The sequence below is a fragment of the Arenimonas oryziterrae DSM 21050 = YC6267 genome, assembly GCF_000420545.1.
GTDB classification, from domain to species: domain Bacteria; phylum Pseudomonadota; class Gammaproteobacteria; order Xanthomonadales; family Xanthomonadaceae; genus Arenimonas; species Arenimonas oryziterrae.
The window spans coordinates 501,734-515,765 of the sequence record NZ_ATVD01000003.1 but is presented as its reverse complement, the minus strand read 5'-3'; the positions used below and the strand labels follow the sequence as shown (position 1 = coordinate 515,765).

Below are 14,032 nucleotides of genomic sequence, written 5' to 3'. Positions count from 1 at the left end.
GCTGCGCCGGGCGCGCCCGTCAGGGCGCAACGAGGGACTGCAGGTCCTTGCCCGCCAGGCGCAGGTTCTTGCGCAGGTGCTCGCGCAGTTCGCGGTCCGGCGGCGTCGGTGCGGGACCGCCAAGATTCCGGTGCAGCATCCATTCCATGAGATAGAAATAGGCCTCGCGCGTGTGCACGTCGGTAGCGCTGTGGCCGGCCTGCGCATCGACGAACAGGCTGACGTCCTTGTGCAGCGCATGCAGCTTGGCCGCGTAATGGGTCACGCCGCGGATCGGCACGCGCTCGTCTTCGCCGCCGGCAAGCATCAACAGCGGCCGGCGTAGTTTTTCGGCATTGGCGATCGGTGATTGCGCGGTGAGACGCTGCGCGATCACGCGGTCGGCGGGGTCCAGCGACAGATCCCGCATGCTCGTCGCGATCGGCACGCCAGGTACCATTTCCGTGCCGGTACCGACGTATTCGCGCAGCACCCAGCCGAAATCCGCAGGCGGCACGCCGGCGATGCCGACCTTGAACAGCTCCGGCTGAAACGTCACCCCGAGCAGGGTCGAATAGCCGCCGAACGAGGCACCGGTGATGCCCACGCGCTCCGCATCGCCGATGCCCTGCGCGAGCAGATAGCGCACGCCTTCGACGATATCGCGCTGCACGCGACCGTTGCCGAAGTCGCCGTTGGCGGCGAACAGATAGCGCTTGCCCAGACCGGTGGAACCGCGGAAGTTCGGCTGGAACACCACATAGCCGCGATTGGCGAGAAACTGGCCGTCATTGCTGAAACTCGGCCGCACGAGATTGAACGGACCGCCGTGCACGCTGGCCACCAGCGGCGCTTTCGCCGCATCCACGCCCGGCGGCACCATCAGGAAGCCGTGCAGGCGCATGCCGTCGGACGCGCGGTAGGAAAAGGCGATCTTGCGCGCCATCGCCGACTCCGGGATCGCCGGCTGCGGCCGTTGGTCGAAGTCCCAGCGCACATCCGCGAGCACGCGGCGCGCGCTGCCCTGGGCGGGATCGAACAAATGCAGACGCTCGCCACGCAGCGAACCCGAGCGCTCGTGCACCAGCCAGCGCGCGTCGGGACCAACGCCGACATCGATCTGCAGATTGCGCTGCGGAAACAGGCGCTTGATCGTTTCGACCAGACGCTGGCTGTCCGGTGTCAGGCCGTAGCTCGCTGCCACGGTGCTGCGGTAACTCGCGATCAGCGGCTGCCGCGTGACCGGATCGAGTGCGATGCCATCGACGTCGGCCTCGCCGCGCGGGTCTTCGTGCAGCACGCTCAGCGCGCCGTCGGGCGACATCCGCACCGGCCGCATGAGGTCGCCGCCGAGATTCGTGCGCAACAGCAGATCACGGCCATCCTCGCTCGTGGCCAGGAACAGGCAACGGGTCATGCGCTCGCAGCGCGCGATCGGATGCACGGCTCCGCCGGCGTCCACGCGCTGGATGACCTGGCCATCGCCTTCGGCGCGCAGCAGGAACGCCAGTCGCCCCGCAGGATCGAAAGCCGCGTCGACGATCGCCGTCGCGTCCTCGCGCAGCAGGGTTTGCCGGCCCTGCAAGTCCACGCGCCACAGGCGCCAACGTTTGGGCGCGCGCGACACCACCGGCGGCACTTCCCGCACCAGGATCGCCGCCGGACGCGACGAATCCACGCCGAAGAATTCGCGCCGCGTGCGCTCGCCCAACACGGTGACGATGCCCGAGCCCGCGCTGCCGGTCGCCGCGAGCCTGAACACCTGGCGCGGCGAGATCAGCAGCAGCCAACGACCGTCGCGCGACCACGCGATCTGGCTGGCGTCGGTTTCCAGCAGCACGCGGCGGGCATCGCCGCCGGCAGTCGGCAGCATCCAGACGCTGCGATGCTCGCCCTGCTCGCGCAGGTAGGCCAGTTGCCGACCATCGGGCGAGAGCGCGGTGTCGCCCTGGTTGCTGCGCGAGAGAAAGGCACTGCGCGCCAGGCGCGGCGCCCGCGCGCGCTGGCGTTCGGCGGCGACGGCGGCTTTGAGCGCGGCGGCTTCGTCGTCGGCGCGCACCGGACCGGCGAACGCGAGCAGCGTCGACATCACCAGCCCGGTCAGCAGGGACGCGGCGAGCCGCGCCCCGAGCGATTTCGGGAACGTCTTCATGGGTTTCTCCTGCAAGGCCCACCGCGCCAGCTGGCGCGGCGGACCGATGATGGTTTCGGTCGCTCAGGCCGTCGTCGCGGACGCGATCGGCAGATCGTCGAGGCGCTCGCGCTCGGGATACAACAGCCACAGACTGAACAGTGCCGGCGGACCGAGCACGAAGCACGCGAGGATCCAGCTCAACCGCGCCGGCAGCGACAGGGTCACGCGTTGCGTGCGCCAGATCCCGCCCAGCAGCGACAGCAACGCCATGCCGGCCGCGATCGCCACGGCCGCCGGCAGCACCGGCGGCCGCTGGAAATCGCGCACCGGCACGTAACCGGCGAACAGATTCACCGCGACCTTCTGCACCTTGAACAAAACCGGCGAGAGATACCAGTTGGAATAGCGGAACACCGGTCCGTAGCCGATGCCCAACTCGCGATGACCGACCGAGACCGTGCGGTCGTGCTCGTCGACGCGCAGGACTTCCTGGAACGCCGGGCTGTCGCCATTGTGCGAATAGCGGCTGTAGACGAAGGACACCAGATAGCCGTCGAGCAGTTCCATGACATCGACGCGCTCGAGATTGCCGGTCTTGCCCGGCACCGGCACGTGCGCGCGCGGCGTCAGCACGCCGTCGCCGTTGTGCAGTTCGCGGATGTCGTAGAAGTACAGGGCGCGATCGCTCATCAGCAGCACGCGTTCGTCGAAGGTCTCGATCGCGGTGATGGTTTCGCCGGCCGGCACGCGCAGGCGCGGCAGCACCAGCTTGGCGTCGCTGTCGTACTGGAACACCGTGTCGCGGCTGATCAGCGAATTCATCGGACCGATCGCCGGCGGCGACGGGAACGCGCCGTCGCCATCGACGCCCAGGCGACCGACCGCGCGGAAGTCGGCGAGGCTGTAGCCTTCGAAACGCATGCTGTCGTGACTGAACACCCAGCGGATACGCCGCGTCTCGTCGTCGAACTCCATCGGATTCTTGTTGGTGAGCTCGTTGCGCACCGGATTCCAGCGCACATTCGTCGCCATCTGGAACACGTCCGAGATCGCCGCCTGCTCGCGCCACAGCGGTGCTTCGGCGGCAGTGCTCTGGCGCAGGCCGGCGATGATCAGGTCCTTGGGTTCGGCGTTGTCGGCTTCCTTGGCGCTGCCCGGGATCGGCGTCGGCAGATTGTTGGGATGCGTGCCCTGCATGATCCAGAGCATCTCGGCGCCGAAGCAGATCAGCATGAACAGCATCCAGGCCGCCATCTGCAGCGGCAGCGCGGTTGCGACGATGCCGACCAGGTGTTGCGGCGGCGAGCTGAGATCGGGCTTGAACGCGGACACGATCATCGTGCCCAGCCAAGCCAGCACGATGAGCTGCACGGCGATCGCGCCCAGTCCGACGGCATTACTGGCCATCAGTAGAGCCAGGAACACCAGTGCACTCGCGCCGTAGCGCTTGTGTCCGAGCATCGCATAGCCGCCGGCAAGATAGCCGCACCAGGCGATCAAGGCCGTCGACAGCACCAGCCACAAATGCCGCGTGTCGAGTACGCGCGCCGTCATCGTTTCCTGCCAGCCGGCGATGACCAGCGGCGGCAAAGCCACGCCGATGACCAGCACGACCGCGCCGGCACCAAACAGCGCCGCCGCGATCTGTGCGTGCGGCAAGGGCCGGTGCAACAGATTCAGCCACGCGTTCGGACGACGATAGCCGCCCATCTGATACAGACCCAGCAGCAGGCCGGTGAGCACGTACAAACCGCCGATGACCTGATAGACGACATCGGGCTGCTGCGCGAGGTCGACGACCCGGGTCATGAAACCCAGGACGAGCAGATGCACGACGGCGAACACGATCGCCCAGGTGCGGAAGCGCAGAAATTCAGCTTTGAACAGATCCCACATGATGATTCCCCTCGATGCTGTTGCGTCGCTCAGGCCGCGGCCGGCGCTGCGTGGTTCTTGGCCAGGAAGCCATTGACGGCCCGGTCCAGACTGACCGGCATGCTCTGCACGCTGCGGGCGCCGTGTGCGCGCAGGAAGTCGGCGAAGTCGTCGTCCTGATCGATGACGACGTAGTGGAACAGGCCGTCGATGCGCTGCACCTGCAGCAGGCCCGGCACCAGGTGTTGCTCCGGTCCCTTGAACGGCATGTCGGCGATCCAGTAGCGCACGCGCTCGCAGAAGGCGTCCGGCGGCGACATGTTCTTGAGTTCGCCGCGCTCGAGGATGATGAGGTTGTCGGCGACGCGCTCGATCTCCTCCATCTGGTGCGAACAGTAGATGATCGTGCACTCCTCGCTCGCGTTCGAATACAGCAGCGATTCGAGGAAGGCGCGCTTGGCGACGACGTCGAGACCGAGCGTGGGCTCATCGAGCACGAGCAACTCCGGACTCTGCGCCAGCGCCAGCGCGAGATTCAGGCCGGCGCGTTCGCCGCGCGAGAGCTGGCCGACTTTCTGTTCCGGCAGCACGTGGTAGTTGCCGAGAATGTTCTTGAACGCGTCTTCGTTCCAGCGCGGATAGTGGCGGCGCTGCATCGCGACGACGTCCTTGACCGTCATCCAGCCGGGCAAGGTGTGTTCCTCGTTGACGAAGCCGATGCGGCTGCGCAAGGCGGTGGTGAGCTTCTGCGAATCGCAGCCGAGCAGGCGCGAGCTGCCGGCGGTCGGTGCGAGAAAGCCCAGCAGTATCCGGAACAGCGTGGACTTGCCGGCGCCGTTGGCACCGACGATGGCGTGGATGCGCCCGCGCGGAATCTGCAGGTCGAGATGATTGAGGGCGAGCTTGCCGCCGTAGCGTTTGCTCAGTCCCTGGGTTTCGATGACGAAGTCGGACATGGCGTTCTCACAGGCCGGCATCGGGGCCGGCGTCGGGGTCAGAGGGGGTCAGGCGGTTTTTTTTGGCGCGAAGGCGAGCAGTTCAGCGTCGAGACGGGCGAGCACCTGCTCGGCGCCGATGTCGAGCGCGACGACTTCATGCACGAAACGGTTCACCGCCTCGTCGAAGCGCTTGTCGCGTTCGCTCGCACTTAGCCGCTGGCGCGGCGGCGCGACGAACAGGCCCAGGCCCTGGCGGGACTCCAGCCAGCCTTCGCTGGTGAGTTCGGCATAGGCCTTGGCGACGGTGTTGGGATTGATGGCCAGCTGCTGGGCGAGGCCGCGCACGCTGGGCAGCTGCATGCCCAGCTGCAGTTCGCCGGTCGCGACCTTCATGCGCACGCCGTCGACGATCTGCTTGCTGATCGGACGCGGATCGCCGGTGGCGATCTCGATCATCAGGGCTTGGGTGCGGGCCATTGGCTGTCCTGCCTGTACTGTGTGTGTTAGTACAGTACAGACAGCCGATTGGGGAAGTCAAGCCCTGTGCGACGGAACCCGGATTTCGCCGACGAAAGCCGGGAAGCGCGCCCTCACCCCGGCCCTCTCCCGCGAGCGGGAGAGGGAGTCACCTGCCGCCGCAAGCCTCCCTTCTCCCCACCGGGGAGAAGGTGCCCGCAGGGCGGATGAGGGGAAGCTGTTGCCTTCTCCCCACCGGGGAGAAGGTGCCCGCAGGGCGGATGAGGGGCTGCTTTTAAGGCTTGGGCTTCACAAACCGCAGCGTCATGCGATCGCTTTCGCCGATCGCCAGATATTTCGCGCGATCGACATCGCCTTCCTTCAGGCTCGGCGGCAAGGTCCAGACACCGCCGGGGTAGTCCTTGGTGTCCTTGGGATTGGCATTGATCTCGCTCTTTTCGACCAGCTCGAAGCCCGCCGCCTTCGCCAGCTCGATCACGTAGTCCTCGGGCAGATAGCCGCTGGTCTTCATTTCTTCGGCCGGGGCGCCGGGACGCGCGCGATGATCGACGACGCCCAGCGTGCCGCCCGGCTTGAGCACGGCGAAGAACGCCGCAAACATCGCCTTCTCCTGTCCGTCCATGACCCAGTTGTGCACGTTGCGGAAGGTGAGCACGACATCGGCCGAACCCGGTGCACCGAGCACGGGCGCGTTCGTATCCACTTCGATCAGGCGTGCGCGATCGAAGATATCGCCACGTGCCCCGAACTTCTCGCGCAGGGCCTGATTGCGTTTGGCGGTCGCGGCCTGCGCCTCGGCATCGGCGAGCTTGCTCGGATCGGGAATGATCGCGGTGTAGTCGCCGGCATCGCGCATGAGCGGCGCGAGAATTTCCGCGTACCAGCCGCCGCCGGGCCAGATCTCGATGACGTTCTGGCCGCGCGCGACACCGAAAAACGCCAGCGTTTCGCGCGGATGCCGGTAGACGTCGCGTGCCTTGTTCTTCTCGTCGCGCCAGTCGCCGGCGAGGATGCGATCGAGCGGATGCGCGAGCGCTGCCTGCACTTCTGGACTACCGGCGTCGGCCGGCATGGGCGGCTTCGGGCTGGCCGCTTCCTGGCCGCGCTGACCGCAGGCACTGAGCAACAACGCCGACAGGACGATCGTGACAGGCACTCGCATGCGCAACTCCGGACAGGGGTGGGGTCGTTCGATTATGGATCAGGTCGGGAAAGATCGGATGACGCTTTCCCGGCGCGACTCAGGCCTCGCGCCAGTGCCGCGCACCGAGAAAGACCAGGCGCAGCTGGCGCACGAAATTCTCCACCAGCTCGTGCTCGGGCGTGGGCTGGCCGGGTGGCAGGTCGAGGATGTCGGAGGCGGCATTGAGCATCGTCGCCACGACCAGACCGCAGATCATCTGCAGGCTCGCACTGGACAGGTCGGGCAGGGTGCCGAGCGCGCGCAGATCCTGCGCCATCTCGGACGCGAAATGGCTTTCTTCGGTACGGATCGCCGCGCGGATCACCGGCGAGCCGCCGCCGCGTTCGCTGGCGATGAAGCGGAACACCAACGGGCGCTCTTCGACGAAACGCTTATAGATCAGCACCGAGCCGCGCAGCATGTCGGTCGGCGGAATGCCGTCACGACGGGCTTCGCGCAACAGCCGGCGCAGCGTCACGCCGCCCATCTCGACCAGGGCCAGACCCAGTTCGTCGAGGTCGCGGAAATGCCGGTAGAACGCCGCCGGCACGACGCCGGCCGCGCGCGTGATCTCGCGCAGGCTCAACGAGGTGTAGCCACGCCCTTCGCCAAGCAGGGCCAGCGCGGCTTCGATCAGGCGCTGGCGCGTGCGTTCCTTGCGTTCGATGCGCGTGCCCGGGGTGGGCGCGGCGGCGCGCAAGGGCAGGGGAGGCGTCGAGGGCAAAAGGCAGCTCCGGAGCGGGACGGCAGCCCGCTGGCTGCCCGGGCCAGTATAGGCGGCACCCGGGCCGGCGGCCTGGAGTGGAAACTCTACGATTTTTCGGTAAACATATGTTTACTGTAAATCCGGAGTCCGGTGATGACCCAGCCCGCCGCTGCTGCCCTGCCCCGTCGCGCCCTGCGAGGACTATGGCGTCATCCCTTGCTGGCACCGCTCAATGACGCCGAGGCCTGGGGCCGCTTGGCGCGCGCGGTCAATCCGGTATGGTCGTTCACCCAAACGCGGGCCCGGGTACTTCGCACCGTCGACGAGGCGCCGGGCGTGCTCAGCCTGTGGTTGCAGCCCAATGCGCGCTTCGCTGGCTTTCGGGCCGGCCAGCACGTCCTGCTGGAACTCGACGTCGCCGGGGTTCGCCAGGCGCGCTGCTTCAGTTTTTCGCAGGCCCCGCGCGCCGACGGCCAGCTGCGTCTGACGATCAAGCGCCAGACCGCAGGCGCCGTGTCCGTGGCGGTGCATGCCTTGCAGCCGGGCGACATCGTCGGTCTCGGTGCGGCGCAGGGCACGTTTGCGCCGCAGGGCGACGGCCCGCTTCTGCTGCTCGCGGCCGGCAGCGGCATCACGCCGATGATGGCCTTGCTACAAACGCTCGCCACGGAAGACGCCAGGCGCGACGTGGTCCTCGTGCATGCCGCGCGCGCGCCGGCGGACCGGATTTTCGCGGCAGAGCTGCAGGCATTGGCCCGGACCTGGCCCACGCTGCGCCTGCATTGGCATCTGAGCCAAACCGACGGCCGCCTGGATGACGCGACGATCGCGCGCCTCGTGCCCGACTGGGCCGCGCGGGAAACCCTGCTGTGCGGCCCCGACGATTTCATGCGCCGGATCGAGGCGATGCATGCGCAGGCCGGCAGCGGCGCGCGCTTGCACCGCGAAAGTTTCGGCCGGCGTGCGGCGCCGATCGATCCGCAGGCCGCGGAACATGCCATCGCTTTCGCGACCTCGGGCACGCGCTTCGCCGCGCGCGCCGGTCAATCCCTGCTCGAAGCCGCGGAAGCGGCCGGCCTCGCGCCACGTTTCGGTTGCCGGCGCGGCATCTGCCGCACCTGCCAGTGCCGCAAGCGCAGCGGCAGCGTGGTCAATCTGCTCACCGGCGAGACCTCGGGGCCGGGCGAAGAACTGATTCAACTGTGCATCGCCGCGCCGCTGGGCGCGGTGGAACTGGCCTTGTAGCGCGACCCCTCACCCCGGCCCTCTCCCGATGGGGGAGGGAGTCGACTGTCCAGGAAAAGAACCATGACCGACAAAGTCCGATTCGATACCGACACCTACGCGCGCTTCGCCGCCGAACTCGACGCCGTGCGTCGTGCCGCGTTCGCCGACGTCGGCGAGCGCGACGCACGCCATATCCGACGCATGCGTGGCATCGCCCAGGGCACGGCGATCGCCGGGCGCGGCCTGCTGATGTTCGGCTTCGGACCCGTGAGCTGGATCGCCGGCGTGCTCGGTCTGGCACTCGCGAAAATTCTCGAGAACATGGAGATCGGCCACAACGTCATGCATGGCCAGTACGACTGGATGAACGATCCGTCGCTGAGCTCGCAGACCTACGAGTGGGACATCGTCTGCGACGGCGAGCACTGGCGGCATTCGCACAATGTCGAACACCACGACCACACCAACATCCTCGGCAAGGACCACGACTTCGGCTACGGCATGCTGCGCATGAGCGAGCAGCAGAAGTGGTCACCGGCGTCGCTGCTGCAGCCGCTGTGGTACCTGCTGCTGGCGTTGAATTTCCAGTGGGGCGTGGCGGTGCATGACATCAAGATCGGCCGCTTCCTCAAAGGTCGCATGAAACGCGCCGAGTTCGGCGAGCGCATGCGTCCGTTCCTGCGCAAAGCGGGGCGTCAGCTGTTCAAGGACTACGTGCTCTTTCCGGCGCTTGCGTTCTGGCAGTGGCCGCGCGTGCTGCTGGGCAATCTGGTCGCGAACGGCCTGCGCAACCTGTGGACGAACGCGATCATCTTCTGCGGGCATCTGACCGAACACGCGCAGACCTACACGCGCCGCGAAGTCGAGAACGAAACCCGCGGCCAGTGGTACCTGCGCCAGATCCAGGGCTCAAGCAATCTCGAAGGCGGCCGCCTGTTCCATCTGCTGACCGGGCATCTGAGCCATCAGATCGAACATCATCTGTTCCCGGATCTGCCGGCGCCGCGCTACGCGGAAATCGCGCCGCAGGTGCGCGACATCTGCGCGCGCTACGGCGTGCACTACAACACCGGCGGTTTCCTCCGGCAGTACGCGGGCGTGATGGCGCGATTGTTCCGCCACGCCTGGCCGACCCAGCCGCGCCTGGCGACCGCCGGATAGTCCGGACGCCGGTGCCCGGCCTCAGTGCGCGTGTGGCACGTCGGCCGGTGCGACGGACGCCGCGTCGATCAGCTCGATGCGCTGCAACATGGAGGACTTTCGTCGGCAAGGCGCACACTCTGCCGGGCGGCCACGCGCCCCCGGTGGCCGGCACAACTGATATGCGTGGGCTATAGCCGTCATAGAAACAAAGAACTTCATCTATCAGCGTGGGTGTTCCAAGCTGGTCCGAGCACTCCGGTGCACCCGACCCAAGGAGAGAACCATGTCCAACGAATCGAAGTGCCCGTTTTCGGGCGGCGCCGGCAGCCACACCGTGTCCGGCGCGCCGTCCAACACCACGTGGTGGCCCAACCAGCTCAACCTCAAGGTCCTGCACGGCCAGTCCGACCGCTGCAATCCGATGGGCAGCCAGTTCAAGTACGCCGAGGAGTTCAAGACGCTCGACCTCGACGCCGTGGTCAAGGATCTCACCGCACTGATGACCGATTCGCAGGACTGGTGGCCGGCGGACTACGGCCACTACGGTCCGTTCTTCGTGCGCATGACCTGGCATGCCGCCGGCACCTATCGCATCGCCGACGGTCGCGGCGGCGGCGGCACCGGTGCACAGCGATTCGCACCGCTCAACAGCTGGCCCGACAACGGCAATCTCGACAAGGCACGCCGCCTTCTGTGGCCGATCAAGCAGAAGTACGGTCGCAAACTGTCCTGGGCCGATCTGCTGATCCTCACCGGCAACGTCGCGATGGATTCGATGGGCTTCAAGACCTTCGGCTTCGGCGGCGGCCGCGCGGACATCTGGGAGCCGGAAGACGAAATCTATTGGGGCCCGGAAACCACCTGGCTCGGCGATCAGCGCTACAGCGGCGACCGCGAGCTGGCCAATCCGCTCGGCGCGGTGCAGATGGGCCTGATCTACGTGAATCCGGAAGGCCCGAACGGCAAGCCCGATCCGGTCGCATCCGCGCGTGACATCCGCGACACCTTCGCGCGCATGGCGATGAACGACTACGAGACCGTCGCCCTGGTCGCGGGCGGTCACACCTTCGGCAAGGCGCACGGCGCCGGTCCTGCCTCCCATGTCGGTCGCGAACCCGAGGGTTCCGATCTCGAGCATCAGGGCCTGGGCTGGATCAGCAGTTATGCCAGCGGCATGGCCGGACACACGATCACCAGCGGCATCGAAGGCGCGTGGACACCGACGCCGACGAAGTGGGACAACAGCTATTGGGAAACCCTGTTCGGCTACGAGTGGGAACTGACCAAGAGCCCGGCCGGCGCGCACCAGTGGAAGCCCAAGGATCCGGCGGCCGCGACAACGGTACCCGATGCGCACGATCCCGCGATCCGCCACGCGCCGATGATGACCACGGCCGATCTGGCCCTGCGCATGGATCCGGCCTACGAGAAGATCTCGCGTCACTTCATGGCCAACCCGGCCGAATTCGCCGATGCCTTCGCGCGCGCCTGGTTCAAGCTCACGCATCGCGACATGGGTCCGCGCGCGCGCTATCTGGGCAAGCTGGTGCCGTCGGAAGTGCTGATCTGGCAGGACCCGATCCCGGCCGTGGATCACGCGTTGATTGATGCGCAGGACATCGCGGCGCTGAAGGCGAAACTGCTCGCCTCCGGTCTGTCGATCTCGCAATTGGTGTCGACGGCCTGGGCGTCGGCCGCGAGCTTCCGCGGCAGCGACAAGCGCGGTGGCGCCAATGGCGCGCGAATCCGTCTGGCGCCGCAGAAGGATTGGACAGCCAATCAGCCGGCGCAACTGGCGCAGGTGCTGCCCAAGCTCGAAGCGATCCAGAGCGCGTTCAATGCCTCGGCCACAGGCGGCAAAAAAGTCTCGCTGGCCGATCTGATCGTGCTCGGTGGTTGCGCGGCGGTCGAAGCCGCAGCGAAAAAAGGCGGCGTCGACGTCACGGTGCCGTTCTCGCCCGGTCGCATGGACGCGCGTCAGGACCAGACGGACGTGGATTCGTTCGCACCGCTGGAGCCGATCGCGGACGGCTTCCGCAACTACGCACGCAAGGGCGTGGAGAGCAAGCTCGCGGAGCTGCTGGTGGACAAGGCGCAGTTGCTCAATCTCAGCGCGCCGGAAATGACGGTGCTCGTCGGTGGCCTGCGCGTGCTCAATGCCAATGTCGGCCAGAGCAAGCACGGCGTGTTCACGCAGCGTCCGGAAACGCTGAGCAACGACTTCTTCGTGAATCTGCTCGATATGGGCACGAAATGGCAGAAGGCGGCCGGTAGCGAGGACGTGCTGGAAGGCCGGGATCGCAAGACGGGCCAGGTGAAGTGGACTGGCACGATCGTGGATCTGGTGTTCGGCTCGAATGCGCAATTGCGCTCGTTGGCCGAAGCCTATGCCACGAGCGATGCGCAGCAGAAGTTTGCGCAGGATTTTGCGAAGGCGTTTGGCAAGGTGATGAATCTGGATCGGTTCGATCTGGCTTGATTTTTGCGAAAAAGGCGGCACCGGTGGGCGGTGTCGCCAGTGGCGCGCTGGCCCTCGCATTTCAAGTCGCCGCACGTTACCGGCTTGGTTGAAATGCGAGGGCCAGCGCGCTTCATCTGCTGAGGAAAATCCCGGCGAGAGCGATGGTTATAGCCTCAGGCTTTCCGGGTACGGCGGGACGTCGGTGAAGCCGCCGGCGTGCAGGTTTTTCTGCAGGTCCTGCCACCAGTGCACGTCGAAGATTTCGCCGTGCACTTGCAGCAGGGCGTCGCGCTGGGGCGGGGTCAGGCCGAGGAAGCGCGGGAACTGTTCGGGGAAAACATCGTTGTCGGCGACGTAATACCAGGCGCCGTGATGCATTTCCTCTTCGTCGTTTTTCGGCTCGGGCAGCGGACGGAACCGGCACTCGGTGACCAGGCACAATTCGTCGTAGTCGTAGAAGATCGCGCGACCGTTGCGGGTAACGCCGAAATTCTTCAGCAGCAGGTCGCCCGGGAAGATATTGCTGCGGGCGAGATCCTTGATCGCCTGGCCGTAGTCGAGCACGGCCGCCAGCGCGGCGTCTTCGCCGACTTCCTTCACATAAAGATTCAACGGACGCAGGCGGCGTTCGACGTAGCAGTGGTGCACGACGATATCCTCGCCGTCCTCGCTGACCGACTCGCGGCACTCGCGGCGCAGCTCGTCGAGCAGGACCTGGGCGAACTGCGCGCGCGGGAATCTCAGGAACCGGTATTCCTGCGCGTCGATCAAACGGCCGACGCGGTCGTGGCGGAATACGAGGCGGTATTTTTCCTGCACCTGCTCGCGCGCGATGTTCTTGGGATAGGCGAACTTGTCGCGGATGAGCTTGAACACCAGCGGATTGCCCGGCAGCGTGAACACCGCCATGACCATGCCGCGTTCGCCGTCGGCCTGGATGAGCTTCTGGTCGGGATGTGCACTCAGATAGCCGAAAAAATGCCGGTAGCGTTCGGTCTTGCCCTGCTTGGCGCGGCCGAGCACGGTGTAGATCTCGTCGACCGGCTTGCCCGGCAGCAAGGTGCGCAGGAACACCACCGCATCGCCGACCGTGGCGAGATCGGCGTGGAAATAGCTGTGCGTATAGCCGAACAGCACCGCGACATGCTGGCGCGCGCTGAGCACGGCGTCCACGCGCAGGCCGGCGCCGTCGTTGACCAGGGCGATCACGCAGGGTGCGTAGTGCTCGCGGCCGAACACGCGGCCGACGAGATACGCACGGCGTTCGCGGTAGAAGACGGTGTCGAGCAGTTCGATCGCGACGATGCCGGCCTCGCCCCAGTCGGCCAGCCGCGCCGTCAGCGTCTGCGCGACGCGTGCGGCATCGCCGCGTGCATCGGCGTGCGCGACCGCGAACGGATAGCCGGCGAGCACGCGCTCCACGGTCGCGGCGAGATCGCCCGACACCGCATAGCTGTGCCGCGCCACAGGATGGGTGATGCGGTCGGTGGGCTCGATGTCGAGCGCGACGAATTCGATGTCGGCGGCGACACCACGGGTCTTGAAGAAGCGCCGCGTCAGCGTGTTGAAGAAGGTCTTGTACAGTTCCTGATCGAGCAGGTCGGCAATGAGGGCCGCGTAGTGGTCGCGGACCGCCGACCACAGCGGCCGGTCCTGCGCGTGGTCGCCGAGGCGCTGTTCGAGCTCCAGGGAAATCTCGGCCACGCACCGGTCGTACAACTCGATGCGCTCGAGCGCATCCTCGCGCGCCGCACCCCAGTCGCGGGTCTCGAAACGATGGCGCGCGCGCCGGGTGATCGCGTCGAAGCGGGCGTCGTAGTCGCTGAAGGCATCGCGGATCGCCGCCGCGCAGGTCGCGGCGAATTCGGGGCGGGTGTCGGCGCGGACGGCATCGGCAGGCATGGCCCAG

Annotated in this window: 10 protein-coding genes; 3 read left to right on the top strand and 7 right to left on the bottom strand. The window is 66.7% G+C overall.

Going from position 1 to position 14,032, the window contains the following annotated elements:
• Positions 1-19: 19 nt before the first annotated feature.
• The 6 genes from G467_RS16385 to fabR form a co-directional block, all read right to left on the bottom strand.
• Positions 20-2,131: a prolyl oligopeptidase family serine peptidase gene (locus G467_RS16385; protein ID WP_022969732.1), complete on the bottom strand. Its 2,112-nt coding sequence runs from the start codon at positions 2,129-2,131 to the stop codon at positions 20-22.
• A 63-nt stretch (positions 2,132-2,194) separates the two neighbouring features.
• Complete coding sequence (locus G467_RS0110655; protein ID WP_022969731.1) at positions 2,195-4,009, bottom strand: hypothetical protein; 1,815 nt, start codon at positions 4,007-4,009, stop codon at positions 2,195-2,197.
• Positions 4,010-4,038: 29 nt separating this feature from the next.
• Positions 4,039-4,944: an ABC transporter ATP-binding protein gene (locus G467_RS0110650; RefSeq protein ID WP_033397652.1), complete on the bottom strand. Its 906-nt coding sequence runs from the start codon at positions 4,942-4,944 to the stop codon at positions 4,039-4,041.
• 48 nt (positions 4,945-4,992) lie between these two features.
• Complete coding sequence (locus G467_RS0110645) at positions 4,993-5,403, bottom strand: GntR family transcriptional regulator (protein WP_022969729.1); 411 nt, start codon at positions 5,401-5,403, stop codon at positions 4,993-4,995.
• A 274-nt stretch (positions 5,404-5,677) separates the two neighbouring features.
• Positions 5,678-6,565, bottom strand: a complete 888-nt coding sequence (locus G467_RS0110640; protein WP_022969728.1) for a class I SAM-dependent methyltransferase — start codon at positions 6,563-6,565, stop codon at positions 5,678-5,680.
• A gap of 79 nt (positions 6,566-6,644) precedes the next feature.
• Positions 6,645-7,310 (bottom strand): HTH-type transcriptional repressor FabR, encoded by a 666-nt coding sequence (gene fabR / locus G467_RS0110635; protein WP_051130454.1) that lies wholly within the window; start codon positions 7,308-7,310, stop codon positions 6,645-6,647.
• A 135-nt stretch (positions 7,311-7,445) separates the two neighbouring features.
• On the opposite strand from fabR, the gene G467_RS16380 reads away from it, so the two are divergent.
• The 3 genes from G467_RS16380 to katG all read left to right on the top strand — a co-directional run bounded on the left by G467_RS16380 (position 7,446) and on the right by katG (position 12,141).
• Positions 7,446-8,537, top strand: a complete 1,092-nt coding sequence (locus tag G467_RS16380) for a ferredoxin reductase (RefSeq protein WP_033397651.1) — start codon at positions 7,446-7,448, stop codon at positions 8,535-8,537.
• Positions 8,538-8,600: 63 nt separating this feature from the next.
• Positions 8,601-9,680 (top strand): fatty acid desaturase family protein, encoded by a 1,080-nt coding sequence (locus tag G467_RS16375; protein ID WP_022969725.1) that lies wholly within the window; start codon positions 8,601-8,603, stop codon positions 9,678-9,680.
• A gap of 265 nt (positions 9,681-9,945) precedes the next feature.
• Positions 9,946-12,141, top strand: a complete 2,196-nt coding sequence (katG, locus tag G467_RS0110620; RefSeq protein WP_022969724.1) for a catalase/peroxidase HPI — start codon at positions 9,946-9,948, stop codon at positions 12,139-12,141.
• A 147-nt stretch (positions 12,142-12,288) separates the two neighbouring features.
• Here the strand turns inward: katG and aceK are convergent, their stop codons facing one another.
• A complete protein-coding gene (gene aceK, locus G467_RS0110615; RefSeq protein WP_022969723.1) occupies positions 12,289-14,025 on the bottom strand; it encodes a bifunctional isocitrate dehydrogenase kinase/phosphatase in 1,737 nt (578 codons plus the stop codon).
• Positions 14,026-14,032: the final 7 nt, after the last annotated feature.

Excerpts from the sequence above, each read along its gene's own strand:
- G467_RS16385 (WP_022969732.1), bottom strand. The coding sequence starts at position 2,131 with ATGAAGACGTTCCCGAAATCGCTCGGGGCGCGGCTCGCCGCGTCCCTG.
- G467_RS0110645 (WP_022969729.1), bottom strand. The coding sequence starts at position 5,403 with ATGGCCCGCACCCAAGCCCTGATGATCGAGATCGCCACCGGCGATCCG.
- G467_RS16375 (WP_022969725.1), top strand. The coding sequence starts at position 8,601 with ATGACCGACAAAGTCCGATTCGATACCGACACCTACGCGCGCTTCGCC.
- G467_RS16380 (WP_033397651.1), top strand. The coding sequence starts at position 7,446 with ATGACCCAGCCCGCCGCTGCTGCCCTGCCCCGTCGCGCCCTGCGAGGA.
- aceK (WP_022969723.1), bottom strand. The coding sequence starts at position 14,025 with ATGCCTGCCGATGCCGTCCGCGCCGACACCCGCCCCGAATTCGCCGCG.
- G467_RS0110640 (WP_022969728.1), bottom strand. The coding sequence starts at position 6,565 with ATGCGAGTGCCTGTCACGATCGTCCTGTCGGCGTTGTTGCTCAGTGCC.
- G467_RS0110655 (WP_022969731.1), bottom strand. The coding sequence starts at position 4,009 with ATGTGGGATCTGTTCAAAGCTGAATTTCTGCGCTTCCGCACCTGGGCG.
- G467_RS0110650 (WP_033397652.1), bottom strand. The coding sequence starts at position 4,944 with ATGTCCGACTTCGTCATCGAAACCCAGGGACTGAGCAAACGCTACGGC.
- katG (WP_022969724.1), top strand. The coding sequence starts at position 9,946 with ATGTCCAACGAATCGAAGTGCCCGTTTTCGGGCGGCGCCGGCAGCCAC.